Origin of the sequence: Microvirga tunisiensis, from assembly GCF_009296175.1 — a bacterium.
Lineage (GTDB): Bacteria > Pseudomonadota > Alphaproteobacteria > Rhizobiales > Beijerinckiaceae > Microvirga > Microvirga tunisiensis.
Map to the genome: position 1 here is coordinate 25,909 of NZ_VOSK01000002.1, position 22,446 is coordinate 48,354.

16 protein-coding genes and 1 pseudogene are annotated in these 22,446 nt (G+C 61.4%); 5 read left to right on the forward strand and 12 right to left on the reverse strand.

All coding sequences use genetic code 11. The features are described from left to right. Positions 1–85: 85 nt before the first annotated feature. Complete coding sequence (tam, locus tag FS320_RS01375; RefSeq protein ID WP_152708818.1) at positions 86–859, reverse strand: trans-aconitate 2-methyltransferase; 774 nt, start codon at positions 857–859, stop codon at positions 86–88. Positions 860–922: 63 nt separating this feature from the next. Then, positions 923–2,092, reverse strand: coding sequence for an adenylate/guanylate cyclase domain-containing protein (locus tag FS320_RS01380; protein WP_162002745.1), 1,170 nt, complete (start codon positions 2,090–2,092; stop codon positions 923–925). 193 nt (positions 2,093–2,285) lie between these two features. Between FS320_RS01380 and FS320_RS01385 the strand changes: the two genes are divergently transcribed. Further along, complete coding sequence (locus tag FS320_RS01385; protein WP_162002746.1) at positions 2,286–3,674, forward strand: dipeptidase; 1,389 nt, start codon at positions 2,286–2,288, stop codon at positions 3,672–3,674. A 182-nt stretch (positions 3,675–3,856) separates the two neighbouring features. After that, positions 3,857–4,681, forward strand: coding sequence for a DUF2189 domain-containing protein (locus FS320_RS01390; protein ID WP_152708821.1), 825 nt, complete (start codon positions 3,857–3,859; stop codon positions 4,679–4,681). Positions 4,682–4,738: 57 nt separating this feature from the next. On the opposite strand, the gene FS320_RS01395 is transcribed toward FS320_RS01390, so the two are convergent. The 5 genes from FS320_RS01395 to FS320_RS01415 are packed head-to-tail and all read right to left on the reverse strand — an operon-like array spanning position 4,739 to position 9,161. Further along, positions 4,739–5,074: a cytochrome C oxidase subunit IV family protein gene (locus FS320_RS01395; protein WP_152708822.1), complete on the reverse strand. Its 336-nt coding sequence runs from the start codon at positions 5,072–5,074 to the stop codon at positions 4,739–4,741. 10 nt (positions 5,075–5,084) lie between these two features. Further along, entirely contained in the window at positions 5,085–5,807 is a 723-nt protein-coding gene (locus FS320_RS01400; RefSeq protein WP_152708823.1) for a heme-copper oxidase subunit III family protein, read from the reverse strand. 14 nt (positions 5,808–5,821) lie between these two features. Further along, the gene (locus tag FS320_RS01405; RefSeq protein WP_152708824.1) at positions 5,822–6,520 is read right to left on the reverse strand and encodes a cytochrome c oxidase subunit 3; all 699 of its coding nucleotides are present in this window, start codon (positions 6,518–6,520) and stop codon (positions 5,822–5,824) included. Then, positions 6,513–8,294: a cytochrome c oxidase subunit I gene (ctaD, locus tag FS320_RS01410; protein ID WP_162002747.1), complete on the reverse strand. Its 1,782-nt coding sequence runs from the start codon at positions 8,292–8,294 to the stop codon at positions 6,513–6,515. Before ctaD ends, FS320_RS01405 begins: the two co-directional genes overlap by 8 nt. 60 nt (positions 8,295–8,354) lie before the next feature. Then, positions 8,355–9,161 carry a cytochrome c oxidase subunit II gene (locus tag FS320_RS01415; RefSeq protein WP_152708826.1) on the reverse strand — a complete coding sequence of 269 codons (807 nt, stop codon included), beginning with the start codon at positions 9,159–9,161 and terminating at the stop codon, positions 8,355–8,357. 621 nt (positions 9,162–9,782) lie between these two features. Here FS320_RS01415 and FS320_RS01420 point away from each other — a divergent pair. Then, positions 9,783–11,762, forward strand: coding sequence for a BamA/TamA family outer membrane protein (locus tag FS320_RS01420; RefSeq protein ID WP_162002748.1), 1,980 nt, complete (start codon positions 9,783–9,785; stop codon positions 11,760–11,762). Continuing rightward, positions 11,762–16,063, forward strand: coding sequence for a translocation/assembly module TamB domain-containing protein (locus FS320_RS01425; protein WP_152708828.1), 4,302 nt, complete (start codon positions 11,762–11,764; stop codon positions 16,061–16,063). Before FS320_RS01420 ends, FS320_RS01425 begins: the two co-directional genes overlap by 1 nt. A 44-nt stretch (positions 16,064–16,107) precedes the next feature. On the opposite strand, the gene FS320_RS01430 is transcribed toward FS320_RS01425, so the two are convergent. The 5 genes and pseudogenes from FS320_RS01430 to FS320_RS01450 form a co-directional block, all read right to left on the reverse strand. After that, positions 16,108–17,109 (reverse strand): Bug family tripartite tricarboxylate transporter substrate binding protein, encoded by a 1,002-nt coding sequence (locus tag FS320_RS01430; RefSeq protein WP_152708829.1) that lies wholly within the window; start codon positions 17,107–17,109, stop codon positions 16,108–16,110. A 99-nt stretch (positions 17,110–17,208) separates the two neighbouring features. Next, positions 17,209–17,862, reverse strand: a complete 654-nt coding sequence (locus FS320_RS01435) for a methionine ABC transporter permease (RefSeq protein WP_152708830.1) — start codon at positions 17,860–17,862, stop codon at positions 17,209–17,211. A gap of 21 nt (positions 17,863–17,883) precedes the next feature. Next, a complete protein-coding gene (locus FS320_RS01440; RefSeq protein ID WP_152708831.1) occupies positions 17,884–19,197 on the reverse strand; it encodes an acyl-CoA dehydrogenase family protein in 1,314 nt (437 codons plus the stop codon). A gap of 30 nt (positions 19,198–19,227) precedes the next feature. Further along, positions 19,228–20,627 (reverse strand): annotated as a pseudogene (locus FS320_RS01445) (LLM class flavin-dependent oxidoreductase). 31 nt (positions 20,628–20,658) lie between these two features. Next, entirely contained in the window at positions 20,659–21,531 is an 873-nt protein-coding gene (locus tag FS320_RS01450) for a MetQ/NlpA family ABC transporter substrate-binding protein (protein ID WP_152708832.1), read from the reverse strand. 454 nt (positions 21,532–21,985) lie between these two features. On the opposite strand from FS320_RS01450, the gene FS320_RS01455 reads away from it, so the two are divergent. Then, on the forward strand, positions 21,986–22,441 hold the full coding sequence (locus FS320_RS01455) for an Lrp/AsnC family transcriptional regulator (protein ID WP_152708833.1): 456 nt from the start codon (positions 21,986–21,988) through the stop codon (positions 22,439–22,441). Positions 22,442–22,446: the final 5 nt, after the last annotated feature.

Here is a 22,446-nt window from a genome sequence, read left to right on the forward strand (position 1 = left end):
GAAGTGCTAGAAGAACAGGGGCTGACCTTTCGGCGGACCGGAAATGGAACCACGAGAGACCCCGTGCTTTCCATCGTCCCTCCATCTATTCACGCCGTGCGATGAAGAAGAGGCGTGGAAAGCGCAGTAAAACCTTTCCGTCTTGTTGAACAGGATATGCTTCCGCGATCACGGCTTGGTATCGACGCAGATACTCTGAACGCTCCTCAGTCGAGAGACGATCGAGAAAGGGCTTCAGGCCGGTGCTCTTGAACCACTCGACGATAGCCTCGGCACCATCGAGCGGATGAACATAGATCGTTTGCCAAATATCGACCGAGCATCCGGCCTGTAGCAGCCAGGCATAATAATCCTCAAAGGATCCGATCGTCTCTCTCGCCTTGGCGGCGGAAGACAGCTTTTCCGCCCAGGGTCCCTTTTGTGCAACCTGTCCCATGAGTCGATGGGACGGTTCGTTCAGATTGTTCGGCATCTGAACGGCAAGACATCCTCCGTCATTCAAGAAGGAGACAAGGCGCTTGAGAAGATCGGGATGCCCGGGAAGCCATTGCAGGACGGCATTGGCGAAGATCAGATCGAAACGCTCCTCCGTCTGCCAGCTCGCGATATCAGTCTCACCGAAGTCCAGATCCGGCAAACGTGCTCGTGCCTTGGCAAGCATGTCGAGCGAATTGTCGAGCCCGAGGACCCGGGCTGTCGGATAGCGTTGGGCGACCAGCTCCGTGCTGTTTCCAGGACCGCATCCGATGTCGACGCAGCTCGTTGCTTCTTCCAGAGGCACACGCCTGAGCAGGTCGATGGATGGCCGGGTGCGCTCATCCTCGAACTTCAGGTATTGTCCCGCATCCCAATCCGCCAATAAGCCCTCCCTGTTTGATCCCGCAGTGTTGCAAAGGATGAATGTGACACGTACAGAAAAATCTTACTCGAGCGGTGCGAAAACCTGCTGAGGACGATCGATATCGCGCAAGTGGTGGCGGCCGAGATCGACAAGGGGCTGATCGAGCTTCTGGGCAAAGACCCGCGATACAATCACCTGTCGATCAAGCTGCTTTGCGAGATCCAGGAGCCTGCTTGCACGGTTTACAGCTGGGCCGACGACCGTAAAGTCGAGTCGGTGAGGAGCGCCCACATTGCCATAGGCAACCTCCCCAAAATGCAGGGAGAGGCTGTGCATCAAGGGTGCGCGGCCAAGGGATCCGCGGAGTTCGTTTCCGGCATTCGTTCTCAGACAAAACTCCTGGGCGGCTGCGAGGGCGCTCCGGCATGCAAGCCTGCTGTTCTGCTCAGAAGAAGTTGGAAAGATCGCCAATACGGAGTCGCCGATGAACTTGAGCACCTCGCCGCCATGCGCCTCGACGACCTCCCCGATGATCCCGAACCAGGAATTCAGATCAGCCAGAACGTCGGGGATCGGGGAGTGTTCCGATAATCGGGTAAATCCGCGAAGATCCGTGAACCAGATCGCCGCCTCGATGAGTTCCACCGCACCGCGATCCACACGGCCCTCGATGATTCGCTGACCCGTCCGCGGGCCCACATAGGTGTCGAGCAGATCGATGGCGATCCGTCGCAGGACATGACGCTCCAGATAGGGACTCAGCATCTTCGCGGCGCGTGCGAGGCCGTCGATCGTGGATTCATCGAATCCTTGCGCATCTCTCGTGGCAAAGGAGATGGCTGCTGTGCGGGTCTGATCCAGGAAGGGCAGCGGATATATGACGTAGTCCGTCGCGCCGGATAGTCTCAGTTCCTCGAGTAGCGGCATCTCGGGGCAGGGCACGTCAAGTCTGCGGCGGAACGGCCTGTCCGTTTCATCTACGATGCGGGTCGGGCTGTTGAGATACGATGGCGACGATGCTGCCGTGGCGCGATCGGCTTCCCGCACGGAGAGGCTCTCGTTTATCCAGATGTGCTGCCAGCCACTGACCTCCGGATGCAGCACTTCCAAGCCGAGGGATGCGCGCCAGACGGGCCAGCCCGCCCGGACGGCCTCCCGGCAGAAGCCTGCAAACAGATCCTTCACATTTCCATGCGGCGCTTGATCGATCAGCCAGCGCCCGATCCCGTCAATCCGATCCATAACGCTCATACCTGTCTCGCCCTGATGACCCATCTCACCATCCTGGCGGAATTCTGGCAAACGCTCGAGAGGACGGATGCGCTTTCCTCGGACGTGATGATTCTCCTTTTGCCTGCGCGAGGGAGGCGGTAAAACGGCACGGCCCTGCCTTGAAAATCCGTTCTATCGCCGTTCCTTCGCGGCGAGCAAAGAGGAACTTTCCGTGACAGACCATCTTGCTGCCGTTCTCGACCGTATCGATGCCGATCTGGACAAGAGCCTTGAGCGCCTCTTCGAATTCATCCGCATCCCCAGCATCTCGACAGACCCTGCCTATAAGGAAGTGTGCCGTCGGGCGGCGGAATGGCTCGCGGACGAACTGCGTGAGCTGGGCTTCGACGCTTCAGCTCGCACGACCGAAGGCCATCCCATGGTGGTCGGCCATCAGGTGCAGCCTGCCAAGGGGCCGCATGTGCTGTTCTACGGCCATTACGATGTACAGCCTGTCGATCCCATCGAGTTGTGGAGCACGCCACCGTTCGAGCCGACCCTCGTAGAGGCACCCGACGGCGACACCTGGATCGTCGCGCGGGGCGCGTCGGACGACAAGGGGGCCTTGATGACTTTCATCGAGGCCTGCCGGGCCTGGCGGGCTGTGTCCGGCGAGTTGCCGATCCGCGTTTCGATTCTGCTCGAGGGTGAAGAGGAATCCGGTAGCCCGAGTCTCAAGCCTTTCCTTGAGGCCTTTCGGGATGAACTGGCGGCGGACGTCGCCCTCGTGTGCGATACCGACATGTGGGACAACGACACGCCAGCCGTGACCACCATGCTGCGTGGTCTGGTGGGGGAGGAAGTCGAAATCACCTGCGCGAGCAGGGATCTTCATTCCGGCATGTTCGGTTCCGCCGCACGCAACCCGATCCATGTTCTGACCGAGATCCTCGCGGCGCTGCGCGATGCTGAAGGGCGCATCACCTTGGCGGGTTTCTACGACGGCGTGCAGGAGCTCCCCGCTGCCGTGAAGGAGCAATGGAGCCGTCTGCCGTTCGACGAGGCCGGCTTCCTCGGGCAGGTCGGCCTAAGCATTCCGGCAGGTGAGAAGGGACGCAGTGTGCTAGAGCAGATCTGGGGTCGGCCGACCTGCGAAATCAACGGGATTGTTGGCGGCTATACGGGCGAGGGCTTCAAGACGGTTATCCCGTCGAAGGCTTCCGCCAAGGTATCTTTCCGCCTTGTGACAGGCCAGGATCCAGCCAAGGTTCGAGAAGCCTTCCGGGCCCATGTGCGGGCCGCCATTCCGGCGGATTGCACCGTGACGTTCAAGGAGCACGGTGGCAGCCCAGCGCTCAGCCTGCCGTTGGATGGACCTTGGCTCAAGCCGACTCTCGACGCTCTCACGCAGGAGTGGGGCCGTGAAGCGGCGCTGGCGGGAACGGGTGGCTCCATTCCGATCGTCGGAGATTTCAAACGCCTGCTCAACATGGATGCACTCATGGTGGGCTTCGCGCGCTTCGACAATCGCGTGCATTCGCCCAATGAGAAATACGATCTGTCAAGCTTCCATCACGGTATTCGCTCGTGGGCGCGGATCTTGGCAGCATTTGCACGCTGAACATCTTTCATAGGCATGTTGTCCCCGGATAGTCCCAGGACGAGTCCTGCTCTAATCCGGGGCGACAGCCAGATCGTTCCGGCGTATACTCAAGGCATAGGTTGCGGCTACGCGTGACCCGCTGGATGACGCACGCACCGCCGTGATCTCAACTGCCAAGGTTCAGCCCTGGAGGAGCGATTATGGCCAATTTTCATATTGTTGCCGGCGCAAGCGAGGCTCCGGCACATCCGGTTGTCAGAAAGATCACGCCCGCTGATTTGAAAGAAGCCCTCGCAAAGGGGTTCGATGATTTCTGGGCCATGCCGTCACACCTGGTTTTCCTTGGTCTGATCTATCCTGTCGTCGGCGTTTGCCTTGCCGCGCTCACCTTCAGCAACAACGCACTGCCGCTCCTCTTCCCACTAGCCTCAGGCTTCGCGCTGATCGGTCCGTTCGCAGGCATCGGTCTTTATGAGATCAGTCGCAGGCGGGAACTTGGCTTGTCGACGTCGTGGCAGGATGCATTCAACGTTCTGAAATCTCCCTCGATCCCGTCGATCGTCGCGCTCGGCGTTCTGCTGCTGGCCATCTTTTTGGTCTGGCTGACGACGGCTCGTTTGCTCTACCAATCAATTTTCGGCTATGCGGTGCCCACATCGTATTCGGAACTCATCAATCAGGTCCTCACGACGTCGGAGGGCATGCGATTGATCTTTCTGGGCAACATCCTCGGCTTCATCTTCGCCGTGGCCGTCCTGAGCATCAGCGTGATTTCGTTCCCGCTTCTCCTCGATCGGGACGTCGGCGCGGCCGTTGCCGTTTATACCTCGGTCAAGGCAGTAGCGATGAACCCGCTCACCATGGCGCTCTGGGGCCTCATCGTAGCGGCAGCGCTTCTTGTCGGATCCATTCCGCTCTTCGTCGGGCTTGCCATCGTGATGCCGGTGCTTGGGCACGCAACTTGGCATCTCTATCGCCGGGTCGTAGAGCCTCCGCACCCTGACGAGGCCCATCCTGTGAGATAACCGAAATCCCGGAGAGAATCTGGAGGTGGCCCGTCCATCGGGCCGCCTCCATGCTGTTCAAGAACCGGATCCGAAGAACACCACCCTGGACAGGAGTGTGTAATCCGCTTCGAGCATCATGATCGCCACGAACACCACAACAGCGCTCATCGGCACCAGAATGGCATAGACCAGCGAAAGGCGCTCCCACGCCATATGCATGAAGATGGCGACGATGAGGCCCGCCTTCATCAGCATGAACAGGATGATGAGGGAATATCTGAGAAGACCCTGAACCTGGAAGTAATCGACGAAATACGAGCAAGCGCTCAAGACGAACAGCCAAGCCCAGACGACCAGATAGAGCTTGATCGGGTGCTGCTGTCCCTGCGCATGTGCTGATGCCTGTGCCATGACTGCTCTCTTACCAAAGGTAGAAGAAGGCGAAGATGAAAACCCAGACCAGATCGACGAAGTGCCAGTAGAGACCCATGATCTCGACAGCCTCGTATCGCCCTTTCCGGCTGGTGAAAAAGCCCCGCCTCTCGTGGTCGTAATCGCCTCGCCAAACCTTACGCGCGGTAACGAGAAGGAACAGCACGCCGAAGCTCACATGCGTGCCGTGGAATCCGGTGATCATGAAGAAGGATGAGCCGAACTGAGCCGCGCCCCATGGATTGGCCCAGGGGCGGACGCCTTCGTGGATCAGCTTGGTCCATTCGAAGGCCTGCATGCCGACGAAGGTGGCGCCGAGAAGCGCTGTCAGCAGCATCAGAATGGCCGTTTTCTTGCGATCACGGCGGTAGCCGAAGTTCACGGCCATCGCCATGGTTCCGCTGCTGCTGATCAGGACGAAGGTCATGATCGCGATCAGGATCAGGGGAAGCTTGACACCTCCGATGGTGAGGGCAAAGACCTCGCTCGGATTGGGCCACGGCACGGTCGTCGACATGCGCGCCGTCATGTAGGAGATCAGGAAGCAGCTGAAGACGAAGGTGTCGCTGAGGAGGAAGATCCACATCATGGCCTTGCCCCAGGACACATTCCTGAAGGCCTGCCGATCCGAGGAGAAGTCGGCAGCGACGCTGCGCAGGCCCGAGGCCTCGGTATAGGTCGTTCTTAGATCCGTCAGGGCCTGTTCCGCCATGCGCAGAACTCCTCCTATGTCAGCAGTTGCCGACAGATGTCCACGAATTCACCAGCCCAGCCCGTCAGCACGCTGAGGAAGACAAGCCAGACGAGGAGCAGGAAGTGCCAGTATGTGGCGCAGAGCTCCACGGACAGCCGCAGAGGCTCCGTGGTCGTCTCGCGCCATGCCTTCTCGGTGGTCCTGCCCAGTGCCACCAGCCCGCCGAGGAGGTGAAGACCGTGCACGCCGGTCAGGACATAAAAGAAGGCATTGGCTGGATTGGCGGCCAACAGGTAGCCTTCGCCTGTCAACTGCCTCCAGGCCAGGAGCTGACCAGAGAGAAAGGCCATGGCCGAAATGCCTGCTGCGAGAAGGCCCATTCTCAGTTCAGGCATCTCTCCCCGCCCGATTGCGCTGTTTGCGCCATGCAGAGCAACGCTGCTCAAGACGAGCATCGCGGTGTTGAGCCAGAGGATCGCCGGTATCGGCAATGTGCGCCAGTCGGGCAATTGCATGCGCATCGCGTAGGCGCTGAAGAAAAGCGCAAACAGGGAGCCGACGACGGCAAGAAAGATGCCAAGCCCGATCTTGGATGGAGGGGTGGCATTTGCTTCCGGCAAGATGTCGGCGGTGCCCTGTTCCAGCCACGGCTTGGACGCGAGCCCCTGTCGCGAGAGCCACCAGGCGCCGATGATGGCCAGCACACTCAGGAACAGGAGGATGCTACCCATGGGAGGATCCTGGCACTGTGCGCGTGAATCCGGGCTGGTTCTGCGGCAGGAAATCCTGATCGGCCCCCGGAACGCTGTAATCGTAGGCCCACCGGTAGACGACCGGCAGATCCTTGCCCCAGTTGCCGTGCGGAGGCGGCGTTTCCGGCGTCTGCCACTCCAGGGTTGTCGCCTGCCAGGGATTGCCGCCGGACGGCCGGCCGTGACGCAGGCTCCAGAACAGATTGAAGACGAAGACCAGTTGCGTCGCGCCGACGATCAGGGCCACGATGGTGATGAAGGCGTTAAGCGTATGGGCCGAGGGCGGAACGAAGGACATGTCTGCGATGTCATGATACCGCCGCGGGATGCCCATCAGCCCCAGGTAATGCATGGGAAAGAAGATTGCGTAGGCTCCGAGGAACGTAACCCAGAAATGGAGCTTGCCGAGCGTGTCGTTCAGCATGCGCCCAGTCACCTTCGGATACCAGTGATAGATCGCTCCGAAGATCACGAGGATCGGAGCTACGCCCATGACCATGTGGAAATGGGCGACCACGAACATGGTGTCCGAGAGGGGCACGTCCACCACCACGTTGCCGAGGAACAGGCCCGTGAGTCCCCCGTTCACGAAGGTCACGATGAAGGCGAGGGCGAACAGCATGGGAACGGTAAGGTGGATGTTGCCGCGCCAGAGCGTCAGGATCCAGTTATAGACCTTGATCGCCGTCGGAATGGCGATGATCAGCGTGGTCGTGGCGAAGAAGAACCCGAAATAGGGATTCATGCCGCTCACATACATGTGGTGGGCCCAGACAACGAAACTCAGGGCGCCGATGGCAAGTAGGGCCCAGACCATCATGCGGTAGCCGAAGATATTGCGTCGCGCATGGGTGCTGATCAGGTCCGAGACCATGCCGAAGGCGGGCAGCGCCACGATGTAGACTTCCGGATGTCCGAAAAACCAGAACAGATGCTGGAAGAGGAGGGGAGAACCGCCATCGCGTTCCAGCGGCTGGCCCATCTCGACGATGGCCGGCATGAAGAAGCTGGTTCCGAAAATTCTGTCGAAGAGCATCATGACGGCGCCGACGAAGAGGGCAGGGAAGGCCAGCAAAGCCATGAAGCTCGCCGTGAAGATGCCCCAGACGGTGAGAGGCATACGCATCAGCGTCATGCCGCGCGCGCGCGCCTGCAGCACCGTCACCACGTAGTTCAAGCCGCCCATGGTGAAGCCGATGATGAAGATCATCAGGGAGGCGAGCATCATGATGATGCCCCACTCCTGTCCTCCGGGCGTGCCTGAAAGAATGGCCTGCGGTGGATACAGCGTCCATCCGGCACCCGTGGGCCCTCCCGGTGCGAAAAAGCTCGCTACCAGAACCAGAACGGCGAGAAAATAGATCCAGAAGCTCAGCATGTTGACATAGGGAAACACCATGTCGCGCGCGCCGACCATCAGGGGAATGAGGTAGTTGCCGAAGCCTCCCAGGAACAAGGCGGTGAGCACATAGACTACCATCATCATGCCGTGCATGGTGATGAACTGGTAATAGGCATTGGCATCGATGAAGGCGAAGACGCCCGGAAAGCCGAGCTGCAACCGCATTAGCCAGGACAGCACGAGAGCGACCAGTCCGACCGAGAGAGCCACGAACGAATATTGAATCGCGATGACTTTCGCATCCTGGCTGAAGACGTACTTCGTTACCCAGCTATGAGGATGATAGAGTTCGACATCTTCGACATCGGCCGGTGCAACGGCTCCAGCCGGACCAAGTGGCACATCGACCATCAGGAGGCTCTCCTCGGTAGATTCCGTTTTCTCTCCGTCTAATGAGGCGCGAACGCCTCCTCAGTTGGCGGCAGGCGTGAGACGCGCGAAGCTTCGCGCTGCCTGATCCTGCAGCCATGCCTGATAATCACTTTGTTCCTGAATCACGAGCTTTCCACGCATCTGCGGATGACCGACGCCGCAGAGTTCTGCGCAGAGAACATCGAACGTTCCCGTTCGTGTCGGCGTGAACCAGATGTAGGAAACCTGGCCCGGCACCAGATCCATCTTGGCCCGCAACTCCGGCACATAGAAATTGTGGAGGACGTCGACCGAGCGCAGGAGTGCTTTGACCGGCTTGCCGATCGGCAGGTGCAATTCGCCGCCTTCAATAACGACATCGTCCTGCGATTTCGGATCCTCCCGGTTGATGCCGAGTGGGTTGTCCGGACTGATCAGGTGCGCGTCCGAGGTGGCGAGTTGGCCATCCGCTCCGGGCAAGCGGAAGCTCCATTGCCATTGCTGCCCAAAAATTTCGATGTCGGTCGCATCTTCCGGAACCGTGATGAACTGTCGCCAGACGAACAGTCCGGGCGTCAGCATGGCGGCAACGCCGATGCCTGTGACAACGGTCAGCCACCATTCGAGCCTCTTGTTCTCAGGCTCGTAGTGTGCCTGTCGGCCGGCCTGATGGCGGAACCGATAGACGCAATATGCCATGAAGAGCACGACGGCGACGAAGACCGCGCCGGTGATCCAGAAGGTGATGATGATCGTGTTGTCGATGTAACGCCAGTTTGAAGCGATTGGTGTCCACCACCAAGGACTGACAAGGTGGAACACGACCGAGCCAACGGCCACCAGAACGAGTATGAACGCTACAGCCATTCCTCACCCATCCTTGCCATGAGAGGCCTTGGACATGAAGCAGAAGGCAATAACTCTTGTACGCCATTACATTGTTTTTGGTCGGGAAACTCTACATGAGGATTCAACCAAAACAAGTTTGTAAGCAATATTGGCTTGATATTGGCCGCTCTACATCGAAGCAACTTGGAGTAAGCCAATACCTGGATCGAAAAATTACACCCGGCAGAACGGTTGGTCAATGAGCCTTGGCTATCGGGCACCGGAGAGATATAGATTAACATCGTTCTTTTGGGGGGATGATAAGTTCTCATTTTCGCCACATTTGGCAGATTCGAGCAATTGGCAGTCGACTGGGTTTCGGAGAAAGATAGAATGTTATTGGCTTGCTGACAGTGGTACTTGAGAAGCCCCGGTTATCTTGGATCTTCGATGTCTTCTATTGGAAGTATATTTTCCTCGCTGCCACCTGTGATCTTTCATCAACTATCAACCCAAAAACCAACGGTCAGGGTTTTGCCGTTGGGGAAACTGTGATTAGGTGCCTCTCGATAGACTGAGCTGGTCTGGATCCGGACGCATCGACTGGGCGAGGTTGGCTGTGAGGCCAAGGAATATTGGTCCGTTTTGATCGGGGAGATCGTGCCTCAATTGCGGTGGCTGAGTAACAAACGACGGATCGTATTCCCAGTTCTAGTTGGCGTTCTGTTCAGTGGATTGCCGATCGCGCCTGCCGTCGCTCTCGATCTCTTCGGTTGGCTGCGTGGGGGTGGCGATGCGCCACCGCCTCCAAGCCCGCAGGCCCTGCCTTATTCCCTCGACATCGTGGTGGGCGCGGACAACAGCAACCTGAAGCAAACCCTGAAGGACGCATCGACCCTTCAAAGCCTGCAATCCGATCCGCCTCCCGATGCCGCGGCTCTCATCAGTCGGGCACAGGCCGATCTGCCCCGTTTGATCGATGCGCTCTGGGGTGCCGGGTACTACAATGCTCGCATCACCATCAACGTTGCCGGCGTTCCGATGGTGTTGCAGGCGCCCCGCACGGATGCTGCCACCCGAGCAGCCTCGGGCTATCTCGCACGCGCGCTCGTTCCCATTCAGATCATCGCGGATCCAGGTCCGCAATTTGCGTTGAGGGATGTTGCCGTTCTGGATGCGAGGACGGGACGCCCCTTCCCACCGGGCGAGCTTCCGCCTCGGGTCGTGCAGATCAAGCCCGGGGATCCGGCCCGTTCCGCCGATATCGTCGCCGCCGAAGCCCGGATCGTCGATTATTTCCGGTCCCAATCGCGCCCCTTCGCCAAGATCCGGCGGCAGGACCCTGTGGTGATCCATCCGGCTCAAGTGATGGACGTGAGCCTTGCCGTCGATCCAGGGCCGCGGGCGGGAATCGGAGCCATTTCGATCCAGGGGGCGGAGAATGTCGACCCGGCCGTGGTGCGTTCCTTCATCTACACGGAGCCGGGCGATCCCTATTCGCCAGCGGAACTTGCCTCCATGCGCAAGTCGATCTCCCAGATCGAGGCTTTGTCATCCGTGCGCATCCGCGAAGGTGAGGCCCTGGATGCCTACGGAAACCTGCCTCTTTTCGTGGAGCTGACAGAACGCCCGCAGCGGGTCGTCGGAGCCTCGGTCCAATATTCCACGACTGACGGACCGGCGGTAAGGGCCTACTGGGCGCACCGAAACCTGTTCGGCGGCGCCGAGCGGCTGAGGTTTGAGGGCAGCATCTTCTATCTCACAGAGGATGGCGGTCAGCCCGACCGGAATCAGGATTTCACGTGGGACAACCTCGGAGGTCGGTTCCGCGCGAGCTTCCTCAAGCCTGCTCTCTGGGGGACACGCAACGATTGGCTGATCGACGGCCTCGCCGAACGCGACAGGACGGAAGGCTATACGAGCCGCCTCGTCAACGCGACCACCGGCATCCGCCACCGCTTCAGCGACAAGTTCTCGATTCAGGGCGGCATCGAGTACGAGAAAGGGCAGGCAACGGACGTCCTCGGTCAGATCGACTACACCCTCGTCGGATTGCCGGTTTCTCTCAGCTACGACTCGACCGACAATCTCCTCAATCCTACGCAGGGCATGCGGGTGATCGCCTCCGTGGCCCCTTACCCGGAATTCCTCGGTTCATCCGTGCCGATGACCGTCGCGAGGGGAACGGCCTCTGCGTATTACTCTCTCGACGAGGAGGCCCGCAACATCCTCGCAGGCCGCATCGGCTTGGGGTCGATCGTCGGCGCAGAACTGGATGAAATCCCGGCCAATCGGCGTTTCTACGCCGGCGGCGGCGGTTCGGTGCGCGGCTACCGCTACCGGACGCTTGGTCCGACCTTCCTCGGCGAGCCGATTGGGGGCCGAAGCCTGCTCGAAGCCTCGCTCGAGGCGCGCATCAAGATCACCAATACCATCGGTATCGTGCCCTTCGTCGATGCCGGCACCGCCTTTGAATCGAGCTTCCCGGATTTCGACGAGGACATCCGCGTCGCGGCAGGTCTTGGCCTACGCTATTACACGTCCATCGGCCCCATTCGCTTGGATGTCGCGATCCCGGTCAATCCGGGACCCGGCGATCCGTCCTACGCCATTTATGTCGGAATCGGGCAGGCCTTCTGATGATCAAGCCAATCCGCTCCCTCGCCCTTATCTCGATCATCATCGCCCTGACGGTTGCAGCCTTCTGGCTGGTGGCGGGACGTCCCAGCCAGGCACAGAGCGACCAGGGCGTTCTGGCCAATCTGATCTCGCGCCTCCTGTCGACGCCGACCACGCGCGTTACCATCGGCAGCATCGAGGGGGCTCTCTCCTCAAATGCCGTCATCCGGGACATCCGCATTGCCGACCGGGATGGCGTGTGGCTCAATCTCGATCGAGCCCGCCTCGTCTGGAGCCGCACGGCGCTGCTGCGCGGACGCCTTCAGGTCGACGAACTCACCATCGACCGCCTTCAGGTTCTGCGCAGGCCGTTGCCCGCCGAGGAGGATGCGCCTGTCTCCGATGAGCCAATCCTGCCCGAACTGCCGGTGCGGGTCATCGTAGATCGCTTCGCCTTGCAGGAACTCACCCTTGGTGCGCCGGTGCTCGGCACGCAGGCACAGCTCTCGGCGGCGGGTTCGGCCCAGCTTGGCGATCCGTCCGAAGGGCTCGATCTGAACTTCCAGGCGCAGCGCCTGGATGCGCCCGGGCGGCTTTCGATCGACCTCACCTACGTTCCACAGTCGAACCGTCTCGCCCTCGACCTCACCCATCAGGAACCTGCAGGCGGCATTGCCGCTCGACTGATGAATCTGCCCGGACTTCCGCCCGTCGATCTGAAGCTCGCCGGCCAGGGGCCCATGAATGACTTCGCAGCGCGGCTCGATTTCACTGCCGGACCGACGATTGGTGCTTCGGGGACGGCGACCGTCAAGCGCGCCACGGCCGGTTATGATGTGAATCTGGATCTCGCCGCGCGTGTCGAGGGATTGCTGCCGGCACCGGCCGCGCCAGTCTTCAGCGGGACCACTCAGCTCGTTGGCCATGTGACCGTCGGCGATGACAGCAGCCTGCGCTTCCAGCCGGTGCGCATCACATCGAATGTCGCACGCTTCGATATGACCGGAACCGTCAGCTCCGGCCAGGTTCTCGATCTGACGCTCAACGCCCGTGCCTTGCCGACCGATGGTGCGAAAACGCGCGCAGGGGAGGCGGAGATCGCCCGGCTCAATTTCAACGGAACCGTGCAGGGTCCGTTGACGGCGCCGCGCATCAACGGCTTGCTCGATGCCGCCGAGGTCAGGCTCCCGCAGGGCACCCTGGACACGCTGACGGCCCGTGTGACCATGAATCCGGTGGACGGCGCATCGCCTCCCAACCAATTCTCCTTTGCCGTCGATGCAGGTGCTGGAGGGATCCGGCCTGCGGACCGGGCGCTCGCCCGGGCGATTGGAACGACCCTTTCGGTCACGGCGCGTGGTTCCTTCGATCTGGATGGTGTCGCGAACGTGGAGACGGCGCGCATCGAGACCTCCACGGCGCGGGCAGGCTTCACGGGACGGGTGGGAAGCACCATTCTCGATGGCGCGCTCGATGCCAACATCCCGGCGCTGGCATCCTTCTCAGGCGTCGCGGGCCGGCCGCTGCAGGGTTCTGCAACTCTGACGGCGCGATTGTCAGGCAATCCTCGTCGGTACGACATGGCGGCTGTCGTCGACGCCCGGTTGCGGGAACTTTCGACGGGAACGCCGGGCGTCGACGGTCTCCTGGGGCGCTCGGTCACAGCTACGGGCACGATGCGCCGCATCCCCAATGGTTTCGCTTTTGAGAATTTCCAGGTTGATGGGGCACATCTCGATGCCCGTGTCGATGGGCGTGCCACGCAATCCGCGGCTGATCTGGGCCTCGACATCACCATCGACGAGTTGAGGCAAGTGGATCAGCGAGTGACCGCCGGCCGGGCGAGTGTCATGGCTCGTCTTGCAGGTTCGCTCGAACGGCCGGACGTGCGGGGTGTTGCAACGCTCACCGACGTGCGAGCCCTCAATCGATCCATCCCGCGCCTTGCGATCAGTCTCGACGCCAAGGATGTGACGGGTGCGCTCGATGCCGCTCTGATGCTCGATGGACAGGTGGACGGGAAGCCAGCAACGGGCTCCCTTCATCTCGCAAAGCCTCCAGAGGGCGGGTGGCTCCTGGACCGGCTCGATATCGATATCGGTTCAGTCGGATTGAATGGAAATCTCCGCCTGGGCGCCGAGAATCTGGCGCAGGGCGAGATCTCCCTGTCCGGCAGCAACTTCGACGATCTCTCGCCGCTCGTGCTGACGAAGCTCGATGGCGCGCTCGATGCGGTTGTTTCTCTCGATGCGAGTGGTGGCGGTCAGAATGCCACGATTACGGCACGAGGCGCGCGCTTTGCCGTGGCGGATGCGTCGGTGAGGAATTTCGATGCGAAGCTCACCGTTCAGGATCTTTATCGCCGTCCCATGATCGACGGTAACGTCTCTGCCGAGGCGCTGACGGCTGGCGGCCAGACCTACAGAACCGTGCGGTTCGTGGCCGATGGAACGCCGGATGCCTCGCGCTTTACGGCGTCTGCCGTCGGGCAGGGATTCAACCTCGACGCACATGGACGCCTCGTCCCTGGCGATGCAACACGGATCGAGCTTGCGAGCTTCACCGCACGCCGCGGCGGCAGGCGTCTGGCTCTGGCCCAACCCGCAGCCATCATCCTTCAGAACGGTGCCGTCACCCTGTCCGATCTTGTGATCGCGGCGGATCAGGGCCGTATCGCGGTTTCCGGCACGGTTTCCGACAGACTCGATCTCTCCGTCGATGTCCGCAGCCTGCCGCTTCAGGTCGCCGACATCGTGGTGCCCAATCTCGGTCTGGCCGGCACGGTCAACGGAAATGCTTCCATTGGCGGAACAATGGAAGCACCTACCGGAAACTACCGCGTCAACGTATCAGGCCTTGCCACGGCAGAGACCCGTCGGGCCGGCCTGCCGGCGCTCAACATCGAGGCGCAGGGGCGTCTTGCCGATCAGCGGGCCGGCATCGATGCGAGGATTGCCATCGGGCGTGGCGGAACTGTGCAGGTTTCGGGAAGTGTTCCCCTCGATCCGGCCGAGGAACTGGCGCTCAGGGTGGTGGGGCGTACCGACCTTGCCATCGCCAATTCCTTCCTGTCCGCATCTGGTCAGCGTCTGACAGGAGCTGCCAATCTCGATCTGTCAATTGCCGGAAAATTCTCGAACCCGCGCATCGAGGGTTCCGTGACCCTTGCCAACGGCAGCTTCGTCGACTCGCTCCAGGGCGTCCAGCTGAACGGCATTGCCGGGCGCTTCGTGGCGCGCGGGCAGGTGCTTTCCATCGAGAACTTGACGGCGCAGACACCGAGCGGTGGCTCACTTTCCGCCCGAGGCCAGGTGACGATCGATCCGGCGGCGGGGCTGCCCGGCGAGATCCGCATCACGGGCAACCGCGCGCAGCTCGTCTCCAACGAGACCGTCGAGGCCAGCGCCGACCTGGATCTGACCGTCTCGGGCCCGCTTCTGAGCAGGCCGCGGGCTGCGGGCCACATCAACATCATCTCGATGAACGTTTCCGTGCCTGACCGGCTGCCCACCACCTTGAGACCGCTCCCGGGAACCAGGCATGTGCGGCCGACGCCGACCGCGGCCGCGCGGCTCGCTCTCGCGCAGCGGCGGCAATCCGCTTCTGCGAGAGGCACACCTTTCCGCGCCGAACTCGATCTGACGCTGACGGCGCAGAGCCGCATCTTCGTGCGCGGGCGCGGCATCAATGCCGAACTCGGCGGCGATCTGCGGCTCCAGGGCACGACCCAGGATCCCATTGCCATCGGTGCCTTCGAACTCCGGCGCGGCCGCTTCGATCTTCTGGGCCAGAGGCTCGAGTTCGTGCGTGGACGACTGGACTTCACCGGCGATCTCACGCCATCCCTCGACTTCCTGGCGGAGACGCAGGCGGGAGACGTCACTGCTCGCATCGGTGTCACGGGTCCGGCCTCCAGCCCGGAATTCACGTTCAGCTCCGAACCGTACCTGCCTCAGGACGAGGTCCTCTCCCGCATCCTGTTCCAGAGGCCGTCGGGCGGGCTGTCCGCGGGGCAGGCCCTGCAGCTCGCGCAGGCCGTGGCGCAGCTCTCCGGCGGGTCCGGCAACGACGCGTTCGAGCAACTGCGCCGTTCGCTCGGTGTCGACAGCCTCGACATCACCGTCGGCGCTGGCGGCGGGCCTGGCGTGGGCGTTTCGCGCTATATCAGCGACAATGTGCGAGTCGGCGTGAAAGCCGGCGCTCTGCCCGAGGAGAGCGGCGTGACGGTCGACGTCGATCTGACACGGCGGCTCAAGGCTCAGGGCGAGATCAATGCCGAAGGCGGCAGTTCCGTCGGGCTTGGGTTCGAGTTGGAGTATTAGGCAAGATGTGAGGGGCGACTTCAGGGCGCCCCTCAGGGTCAGGATCAATCGACTTTGGCACCCGAGGCTTTCACGACCTTCGCCCATTTCTCATGCTCGGACTTCACATAAGCCATGAGTTCGTCCGGGCTCATCGATCGGATCTCACCACCAAGGTCTGCAAAACGCTTCTGCAGTTCCGGCGTCTCCAGGGCCTTGCGGACTTCCTGGTTCAGCTTGGAGGTGATTTCGGGCGGCGTGCCCTTCGGGGCGAACAGGGCAAACCAGCTCGATGCCTCGAAGCCGGGCAGGCCTGCCTCGGCGAGGGTCGGCTTGTCCGGGATGGCGGGTGAGCGCTTGGATGACGTGACCGCGAGCGCGCGCAGATTGCCGCTGCGGACCTGCTCGATGGAGGAGGGCAGGTTGTCGAACATCACGTCCACCTGGCCGCCAATCAGATCGTTTACCGCCGGTCCGCTGCCACGGTAGGGAACGTGGGGCATCTCGATGCCGGTCATCTGCTTGAAGAGCTCGCCTGACAGGTGGATGGAGGTGCCGTTGCCGGAGGACGCCATCGTCATCTTGCCGGGCGTCGCCTTCGCCTCGGCAATGAATTCCTCGACAGTGGTGGCCTTCACCTTCTTCGGGCTCACCACCATCAGGTTCGGCACTCCGGCCACGTAGGCGACCGGGGCGAAATCGGTGAGCGCATCATACGGCATCTTGGTATAGAGGCTCGGATTGATGGCATGGGTGCCCACAGTGCCCATCACGAGGGTGTAGCCATCCGGATCGGCCTTGGCGACCGCATCGGTCCCGATATTGCCGCCTGCTCCGCCGCGGTTCTCGATGACGAATTGCTGCCCGAGGGATTGCGACAGCTTCTCGCCGACGAGGCGGGCAAAGATGTCGGTGGTGCCGCCTGGCGTGAACGGCACGATCAGGCGCACCGGCCGGGAGGGATAGGTGGCCTGCTGGGAGAGCGCGGCTCCGGATACCAGGCAGGCCGAAGCACTCAAGGCAGCGCCGAGCACGTGCCGACGCGTGAGGCTGGAGAGGAATGGCATTGCGGCTCCCTATAGAGTTGATGTCGTTGACCGCACCGGGTTCCGGTGCGGCAACCACCATGAGAGCGCAACGTCCTGCCAGAGGCAACGGCTTTCCGGTCAGCGCCGGTCGAAGCGGCTTGCGATGAGATCGCCCGTGGATTGGACCACCGTGACGATGACGATCAGGACGGCGATGACGCTGACCATGACGGTCGTGTCGAAGCGCTGGTAGCCGTAGCGCATGGCAAGATCGCCCAGTCCGCCGGCGCCCACGGCCCCTGCCATGGCCGAGGAGCCGATCATCGACACCAGTGTGATGGTGAAGCCCCGGATGATGCCTGGCAGGGCTTCCGGCAAGAGCACATGGACGATGATCTGCCAGCGGCTCGCGCCCATGGCTTGCGCGGCCTCGACGAGGCCGTGATCGACTTCGCGCAGGCTGACTTCGGCGATGCGGGCGAAGAACGGTGTTGCCGCGATGCTCAACGGTACGACCGCGGCCCAGAGCCCGATCGACGTGCCGACGATGAGGCGCGTGAAGGGGATGAGGGCTACCAGAAGGATGATGAAAGGCGTCGAGCGGAAGCCGTTGATGACGCTGCCCAACACCCGGTTGAGACGGGGCATCTCGTAGATGCCGCCGATGCTGGTGGTGACGAGAACGACGGCGAGGGGAATCCCGGCCGCGAAAGCGACCAGACCCGCTGTGCCGACCATGATCAGGCTCTCGAGGAATGCATCCCAGAACATCGGGAGGAAGTTTGTGGGCATGTCTGATGATCCCGTCTCTGGTTATGGATTCAGGGCTGAAGTGTCAGTGGCGTTCTTCGCCTGGGCTTCGCTCTGGATGACGGCCTGGAGAACGCCGACGGGTGGGGTGCCATTCAGCCAGTAATCGCCGATGGCACGCTCGCGCTGAATGGCGGGATTGTGGGATGCCAGAGTGCGGGCATTGCGCCAGTAGCGGTCGAGGCGCCGCGTCTCGCTTACGGCGGATGCGCCGCCGATCTCGAAGAGCAAGGTCGTCGCTTCGAGCACCTGCTCGATCACGATCTGCTGCGCCTGATAGGCCTTGATGTTCGCCGACGTATAGAGCTCCGTCGCATCCTGGCCATTGAGAGCGGACTGGTAGGAGTCCTCAATGGCATCGGCAACGCCTTCCACCAGCGTGTCCGCCGTGAAGGAGAGGCTCGCGAGACGCCCGATCACGCTCTGAACGAGCGGGTCATGGCGCGGGCTGGACTTGCCGGGAACCGCGAAGGTCCTGGTCTTGGCCCGGGTAAACTCGATGGCGTCCTTCAGGACGGCCCGCGCAATGCCCGCGAGGGCGGCCAGATGGAACAGCTGGTAATACGCGATGATGTAGGATGTCTTAGGAGGCTGTTCGACGGAGATCCGCCGGAGGATCTGATCCGCCCTGATCTCGACCCGGTTGAAACGTGTCGTGCCGCTGCCGGTCAGGCGTTGGCCGAAGCCGTCCCAATCGTCTTCGATCACGACACCCGGAGCCGTCGTCGGCAGGACGAGGGAGACATACTCCGTTCCCTCCAGGGCGACCGCCACGATCCACGTCGCATAGATCGTCCCGGTGCTGTAGAATTTATAACCGTCGAGAAGCCAGTGATCGCCGTCCTTCGTGAGGGTGACGGTCGTCTCGGTGCCTTCCGTCTTCTCGGCCATGGCGGCGCCGAAGAGGGCGCCGTCGACGATGAGGGAGAACCATCGCTGGCGGTCGGCCTCGTCCCGGCCGTTGAGCCGCTCCTCGACGAAGGCGAAATGAGCGCGGAAGATCTGGGGCAGGTTGGAATCGGCCTCGCCCAGCTCGATGAGAAGCCGGAACGCCTGGGGCAGGCTGGCGCCGAGGCCGCCATAAGCCTGCGGAATGCGCAGAGCGCCAAAGCCCGCTTCGCGCAGCCAGGTCACGGCCTCGAAGGCCAAGGCGCGCGACTGCTCCCATGCAATGGCTCCCTCGGCGATCCTTGCGAAAATCGGCCGGAAGCGCTGCGCCAGCTCGTCATAGGAGATCGGCGGGGACGCAAGCCGGTGCAGGGCGCCGGCGGGTCCGACATGCGGGTCTGGTGCAAAAAGGCTCGTGGCGGCAGACATCGTTGCTTCCGTTCGAATGGAGAGAGGGGATCAGGCGATTTTTCTGGCAGGAGCAGGCTGCACCGCGTTCGAACGATAACGAGCCCCCCAGTGCTCGGAGGGAAGACGGCTGCGGCTCTCGCCGAACAGCTTTTCGCGCAGGGTGCCGTCGGCATAATCGGCCTTGAACAGGCCCCGCTCCTGGAGCGCCGGCACGACCAGATCGACGAAGTCGGCCAGGCTTTCCGGGGCCACCGTGCGGGGCAGGTTGATGCCGTCGATATCGGCGGTCTCGACCCATGAGGCGATGTGGTCGGCGATCTGCTCCGGCGTGCCGACGAACGGCTTTTGCCGGCTTCCCAGAATCATCTGATCGATCAGCTTGCGAACCGTCCAGACCGTGCCGGCACTTCGCGTGGTGATGGCCTCCAGGGTCGAGTTGTTGGCATTGTTCTTCTCATACTGGATCGGCTCATCGAGATCGTATTTCGAGAAGTCCACGCCCGACGAGCTCGAGAAATGCGCCAGAGCTCCTTCCACGCTTGCGTGGCGGCGATATTCCTCCAGCTTGTCCTGAGCCTCCTTCTCCGTGCGGCCGACCACGAGGCTCATGCCGACGAAGACCTTCACGTCGTGAGGGTTGCGGCCGTAGCTCGCCGCCCGGGCGCGGATGTCGGCGATGATGTCACGGGCGACATTCGGGTTGGGCCCCCCGGTGAACACGCATTCGGCATGTTTGGCCGCAAACTCGCGTCCGCGGGTCGACGATCCGGCCTGATACAGAACCGGTGTGCGCTGAGGAGACGGTTCGCTCAGGTGAACGGCGTCGATCTGATAATAGGGCCGTCGTGCTTGATGGACCTGACCTTCTCGGGACGCGCATAGATGCCTTGGGCGCGGTCGCGGATGACGGCATCGTCGTCCCAGCTGCCTTCCCAGAGCTTGTAGAGAACATCGAGATAGTCGTCCGCGATGTCATAGCGGTGATCGTGGTCGAGCTGTTCGGAAAGCCCCATGCCGCGCGCCGCACTGTCGAGATAGCCGGTGACGATGTTCCAGCCGACGCGGCCCTCGGTCAGATGATCGAGCGTCGACATGCGGCGGGCATGAAGATAGGGCTGCTCGTATGTCGTGTTGACGGTGACGCCGAAACCCAGATGCTTCGTGGCATGCGCCATGGCCGGCACGAGGAGCATCGGGTCGTTGACGGGAACCTGCGCGCCGGCGGCGATGGCCGCCTCCGGCCCTCCCTTGTAGACATCGTAGACGCCCACGATGTCGGCCAGGAAGATGCCGTCGAGCTTGCCCCGCTCGGCGATCTTCGCGAGGTTCACCCAGTAGTCCAGGCTCGTATAGGACGAGGACTGATCGCGCGGGTGGGTCCACATCCCGTGATTGATGTGGCCCACGCAGTTCATGTCGAAGGCGTAGATGTTGATCTTCTTGGTCATTGTCTCACCCGGCTCGATCGTCAGCTGATATTCAGTTCGTGGGATTGGTGTCGGATCTCTGCGCGGGCTCCCACGCCGGAACGGTCATGTCGCCGAAGTGCTTCTTGAGGATGGCTTTGACCTCGGGTGAGTTCTGATAGATGGACACGAACTTGTTGATCCGTGGGTCCTTCGCATCTTCAGGGCGGACGACCCATTGGATGGCGAAGCGCTTCTGGACGTCGTCGAAGATCAGGGCCGAGTTCGGGTCGATATCGAATTGCTTGAGGGTCGCCGGATAGCCTTGTCCGAGATCCACGTCATCGAGCGCCGTCGGCAATTGCTGGGCGATGAGCTCGGTGATCTTGATGTTCTTCGGGTTCGAGACGATGTCGGCGACCGTCGCCTTGTATTCCAAGCCTTCCCTGAGCTTGATCAGACCGATCCGCTCGAGAAGTACGAGCCCTCTTCCGCCGTTCACCGGATCGTTGGCGATGGCAACCTTTGCGCCATTGGGAAGATCCGCGACGTTCTTGTACCTCTTCGAGTAGAGGCCGACCTTCGACATCGTGCCGACGCCGATGGAAACGAAATCGTAGCCTCGCGCCTTCTTGGCATCTTCCAGGAAGGGGATGTGCTGGAAGTAGTTGGCGTCGATGTCCTTGTTGGCGAGCGCAGCATTGGGTGTGATCCAGTCCGTGAATTCGATCACCTTCACGTCGAGTCCCTGCTCCTTGGCTTCCTTGGCGGCCTGATGAACGGCATCGGCCAAGAGACCGGAATTGATGCCGATCCTCAAAGGCGACGCGGCCTGAGCCGCGCCTGGAACGAGCGCCCAGGTGGATGCGGCGAGAAATGCCATGACCGCAAAGGATTTTGAGCTTGATCGACGGCGGCTCCATTCAGACAGAAACTTAATCGGCATCGGACGGTCCCTTATGTTTAACGGAAGTATAGGCTCGCGTTTCCTGTCTCCGGATCGGACAAACAACAGGATGAGTGGTCGTCATCTTGGGAGATGACGAGTTTTGACAGCTTTGAAGATCTGCGTATTGGACGGCAGATGCCTCGTTTGCTTCCACCCCCGGCACATGCTGCGCTTCGGAGACTTGTAGGAATGGTGCCTAGAGGACGGGCCCGGGTCAATTAGATTGTTCTTTTTTTAGAACGTGGAGGTGAAGAAAAAACTTCTTCTTTCCCGGAAGGCGGCAGCAAGAATTTTCCTGCGACAGCTCTGATTTTCTCTCAGCCCAGCTTCTCAAGGAAAATGGGCCCTATGGGCAGGTTACCTTTCGGCATGGCTGAGGGGACTGGTCCGCTTGACCTCGTTCTATATAAAGAACATAACTGGTAAAGCGAAACGCTGCGCAGGTCTGCTGATGGATGCAATTGATGCCAAGATCTTAGGGTTCCTGCAGGAGGATGCGAGCATCTACGTGGCGGAGCTCGCCCAAAGGGTGAACCTTTCTCAGACGCCGTGCTGGAAGCGTATCCAGCGGCTGGAGGCGTCCGGGGTCATCAAAAGGCGGGTGGCCCTCGTCGATCCGGAGAAGGTCGGCCTCAGCCTGACGGCTTTCGTGGCCGTGGAGGCCCACGATCATTCCGAGGCCTGGATGCAGCAGTTCGCGGATTTCGTCACGACGATCCCCGAGGTCATGGAAATCTACCGGATGGCCGGCGACGTGGACTACATCCTGCGTGTCGTCGTGCCCGATATGGCGGCCTACGACCTTTTCTATAAGCAGCTCGTCAAGGCGATCCCGCTCAAGAACGTCACATCGAGGTTCGCGATGGAGCGCATCAAGTCGACGACGGCGTTCGCGTTGCGGGCCTGAGGGGG